3 protein-coding genes, 1 pseudogene and 1 riboswitch are annotated in these 4,389 nt (G+C 65.5%); of the genes and pseudogenes, 1 reads left to right on the top strand and 3 read right to left on the bottom strand.

Annotation, left to right across the window (positions count from 1 at the left end):
- Positions 1-86: 86 nt before the first annotated feature.
- Positions 87-503 (bottom strand): hypothetical protein, encoded by a 417-nt coding sequence (locus VB737_RS15205; RefSeq protein WP_500314195.1) that lies wholly within the window; start codon positions 501-503, stop codon positions 87-89.
- Positions 504-779: 276 nt separating this feature from the next.
- On the opposite strand from VB737_RS15205, the pseudogene VB737_RS15200 reads away from it, so the two are divergent.
- Positions 780-2,011 (top strand): annotated as a pseudogene (locus tag VB737_RS15200) (IS3 family transposase).
- A gap of 239 nt (positions 2,012-2,250) precedes the next feature.
- Here the strand turns inward: VB737_RS15200 and VB737_RS15195 are convergent.
- Both VB737_RS15195 and thiC read right to left on the bottom strand, forming a co-directional pair.
- Positions 2,251-2,451 (bottom strand): type II toxin-antitoxin system HicB family antitoxin, encoded by a 201-nt coding sequence (locus tag VB737_RS15195; RefSeq protein ID WP_500314194.1) that lies wholly within the window; start codon positions 2,449-2,451, stop codon positions 2,251-2,253.
- A gap of 106 nt (positions 2,452-2,557) precedes the next feature.
- Complete coding sequence (thiC, locus tag VB737_RS15190; RefSeq protein WP_500314193.1) at positions 2,558-3,946, bottom strand: phosphomethylpyrimidine synthase ThiC; 1,389 nt, start codon at positions 3,944-3,946, stop codon at positions 2,558-2,560.
- Between the two features lie 44 nt (positions 3,947-3,990).
- Positions 3,991-4,107: riboswitch (TPP riboswitch) on the bottom strand.
- Between the last annotated feature and the right edge of the window lie 282 nt (positions 4,108-4,389).

The raw sequence follows: 4,389 nt of genomic DNA, 5'->3' as shown, positions 1-4,389 counted from the left end.
TCCCAATGGACTGATGAGCAAGACCAACCGGCGCCGGCTACGGCGTCAACAAGCCGGGGCTACAGCCTCACAGGGTGGGCCAGATTTCATGTCGCCGGAGGACCAATTCCGGATGTCGCTTGACAGGCAGAGCGAGCCGGTGCCAGCAGCCGATCGATCGTGGCCGGGCTCACCTGCAGCAGCAATCTCTTGAGAACCGGTTCGATCTCCAGGTGACCATGGCGCTCGAGAGCCTCCACAAGGGTGGGCAACACCGCCGCCAGGCGTTTGCCGCAGAGATGGTCGCTGGCCTCCCACAGGGTTTCCAGGAGTTGCACCACCTCGGGGCCATAACGCCTCCGGCCGAGCGCCGCCGCTGATTCGTGATCAGCGCCAGCACGGGCCGGTGGACCCCCATGGTCCGCAGGCTGCTGGCGCAGCAACCGCAGCACCGATTTGCGGTGATACCCGCTGAGTTCCACCAGTTCATCCACCAGGGCACCCTTCTCCTGGTAACTGAGCAACTGGTAGCGGCTACGGGCTGCCTCCAGCAGCTGCCTGCGCCGCTGACGCTGGAGCCGGCTTTCACCAGAGCTGGATGCCGACGCCAAAGGAACAAATTGACTGAGGCAACACTAGATGACTGGTAACAAGAATTGAGATTCAACGCGGGTGTGGGGGCGGTTGGCGGGTAATTGACGCCTGGTCGCGGCGACGAATCAGCCTGCGCTGGAGCGGTCAATCCGCCGTGCCCGCTTGCGGCGGTAGTGACGTGGACCCCGGAAACCGGTCCAGGGTGAATGAGAGTCTTCAGCCGGCCAGACTGGGCCGGGGACTCGACCATGAAACGCACCAGGCACACATCCGAACAGATCATCCGCAAGCTCTAGCCGAAGGCTTCTGCGAAGCAGTAGACCGCCGAGCAGCTGATCGCCCAGGGCAAGACCGTCGCCGACGTCTGCCGCGTCATCGAGGTGACGCAGCCGACGTACCACCGCTGGCGCCAGCAGTACGGGGGCATGCAGGCCGAGGAGGCCCGGCGGCTGACCCAGCTGGAGAAGGAGAACGCCCGTCTCTAGCCGAAGGCTTCTCCGAAGGAGTGGAAGCTGCTGGCGGAAGCGGAGCTGGAGAAGGCCATGCTCAAGGACCTCGTTGCGCCGTGAGGCGCACCTTGCGGTGCGACGGGAAACTTCTGAGCCCGGAACGTCGCCGCAGGGCTGTCACGGTCCTGCAGGAGCGTTACCGGGCTTCTGAACGCCTCGTCTGCCGGGTGGTGGGCCAGCACCGCAGCACCCAGCGTCATCCCGGCAAGGTTGTCTCGATTGAGGAGGCCAAGCTCCGGCAGCGTCTCCGGGAGATCGCAGCGGATCACATCCGCTGGGGCCGCCGGATGGCCTACCGCCTCCTGCGGCGCGAGTGCTGGACGGTGAACCACAAGCGGGTGCAACGGCTCTGGCGGGAGAAAGGCCTGCAACGGCCCACTCCCAGGAAGCGCAAGCGGGCACGACCCGCCGACGGCTCGGTGCGCCGCCACCGGGCCGAGCATCCCCACCAGGTGTGGGTCATGGACTTCCAGTTCGACGCCACCGCCGATGGCCGCAGACTCAAGTTCCTGAACGTGATCGACGAGCACAGCCGCCTCTGCCTGGCGATCCGGGTGGGCAGACGCTGCAAGGCCAAAGACGTGGTGGCGGTGCTGGAGGAGCTCACCAGCCTCTACCCGGCGCCAGCGTTCATCCGGTCCGATAACGGGCCGGAGTTCATTGCGCAGGCTCTATGGGATTGGTGTGAGGCCAGCACCACCACCAGCACGGCCTACATCGCACCGGGATCCCCATGGGAGAACGGCTTTGCCGAGTCGTTCAATGGCCGGTTCCGGGATGAGTTCCTCAACACCGAGCTGTTCACCACAGCCCCAGAGGCGCAGATCCTGGCCGATCGCTGGCGCTGGGAGTACAACTCGCTCAGGCCGCACTCGGCCCTCCAGGGGCTCACGCCCCTGGAGGCAGCTCAACAAGGAGCTGCAGCATGACCACAACCAACCACTCTCATAAGCCCTGGACCGATAAAGGGGGTCACGTCAATCGAGCACAACGCTCAGGCAACCGTCGGTGCGGCGTAGGAGCAGGGTCACGTTCTCGGCCAGGCCGATCCGTACCGGCCCGTTGCCGATGATCGTGACCGTCCAAGCCGCCGCCATCTTCAACAGCAGACGCCACTGGCGCGAGCTGAGCTCAGCATCGAGCGGCGTGATGAAGGTGAGCGTGGAGCTCAGGAAGGAACTCGCTCCGGCGTTAGCGACTCAGGAGCGGTACCGGCGACTTCAAGGCAGAGCTCAATAGCCTCCTTGACTCGCTCCATCAATTGATCCAGGGATTGGGCCTGCGTATGACAACCGGGCAGTGCCGGGACGGTCGCCACAAAGAAACCTTCTGAATCCCTTTCGACGACAACATCAAATTGTCTGGACATTGAAGAAACCTCCTCAACTCAGCCTAACCGCCGCGCAGTGCAAACCTTAGGGCCAAGTAGCTCCTGGAGAACAGGCTGCAGGGGCGGTGGCCCGCCCCCCCCCAACTCACACCCCCAGCGGTTCCCCCTGGGCCTTCTTCTGCTCGGCCAGCACCTGCTCGAGACCCTCGATGTCTTCGTCGGTGATCTTGGTCTGCATCGGGCAGTGCTTGGGGCCGCACATCGAGCAGAACTCGGCCTGCTTGTAGATGTCGGCAGGCAGGGTTTCGTCGTGGTACTCGCGCGCCCGCTCCGGATCCAGGCTCAGGTCGAACTGCTTGTTCCAGTCGAAGGCATAGCGGGCGCGGCTGAGCTCGTCATCGCGGTCGCGGGCGCCGGGGCGGTGGCGGGCGATGTCGGCGGCGTGGGCGGCGATCTTGTAGGCGATCAGGCCCTCGCGCACGTCTTCGGCGTTGGGCAGGCCCAGGTGCTCCTTCGGCGTCACGTAGCAGAGCATCGCCGTGCCGTGCCAGCCAGCCAGGGCGGCGCCGATGGCGCTGGTGATGTGGTCGTAGCCGGGGGCGATGTCCGTCACCAGCGGGCCGAGCACGTAGAAGGGCGCCTCGCTGCACTCCTCCATCTGCTTCTTGACGTTGAACTCGATCTGGTCCATCGGCACATGGCCCGGACCCTCCACCATCACCTGCACGTCGTGCTTCCAGGCGCGGCGGGTGAGTTCACCCAGCGTCTTCAGTTCCGCCAGCTGGGCCGCATCGGAGGCATCGTGCTGGCAGCCGGGCCGCAGCGAATCCCCCAGGGAGAAGCTGCAGTCGTAGCGCTTGAAGATCTCGCAGATGTCGTCGAAGCGGGTGAACAGCGGGTTCTGGCGGTGGTGGTACAGCATCCACTGGGCCAGGATGCCGCCGCCGCGGCTGACGATCCCGGTGAGGCGACCCTTCACCAGCGGCAGGTGCTCGATCAGCAGGCCCGCGTGGATCGTCTGGTAGTCGACCCCCTGCTGGCAGTGCTTCTCGATCACATGCAGGAAGTCGTCCTCATCGAGCTTCTCGATCATCCCGTGCACGCTCTCCAGCGCCTGGTACACGGGCACCGTGCCGATCGGCACCGTGGAGGCATTGATGATCGCCGTGCGCACCTCATCGAGGTTCACGCCGCCGGTGGAAAGGTCCATCACCGTGTCGGCGCCGTACTTCACGGCCAGCTTCAGCTTGGCCACCTCCTCATCGAGGTCGGAGGCATTGGGGGAGGCGCCGATGTTGGCGTTCACCTTGCACTTGCTGGCGATGCCGATCGCCATCGGCTCCAGGCCAGGGTGCTCGATGTTGGCCGGAATGATCATGCGGCCCCGGGCCACCTCCTCCATCACCAGCGAATCGGGCAGGTTCTCCCGCTTCGCCACGTAGGCCATCTCCTCGGTGACCACGCCCTGCCGGGCGTAATGCAGCTGGGTGACGTTGGCTTGACCACGACGCTTCTGGATCCAGGCGCTGCGCATGACGGGCTACGGCAAAGGACGGGGGCGCTGCCGGAGACTGGTTTCACATTCCTGTTCCACTTCCCTGCGCCGGCATGACCCGGATCAGGTTCGGAGGGTGTGATCTCAGCCCTGGGCGAAGCGATCGTTGGATCCTGCGCCGGGCACCCCTAGTGACGCTCGAAACCTAGCAAGGCTGAACCGGGGTGGGGTCAAGGCGGAAAGGGGCAGGGCCAAGGCGGAACGGGGACAGGGCTCCGCCACCATGAATCCCGGTTCTGTACAGGCTGTACAGGTCCGGGGAACAACGCGCCACCCCATCCCCGGGGCCACGAACGCCCGCTGGCGAGGGCGCAGGCACAGGCGTCAGGCCTGCAGGCCGTCCAGGGCAATCGCCGTGACCCGGTGGTCGCCGTCGCCCTGCAGCGCCGCGAGGGCCTCGCGGGCCTGGGCCGCCTCCGGCC

This window comes from Synechococcus sp. BA-120 BA3 (assembly GCF_034931285.1).
GTDB lineage: Bacteria > Cyanobacteriota > Cyanobacteriia > PCC-6307 > Cyanobiaceae > Cyanobium.
The sequence above is the reverse complement of the archived record's forward strand: the minus strand, read 5'-3'. Positions and strand labels throughout refer to the sequence as shown.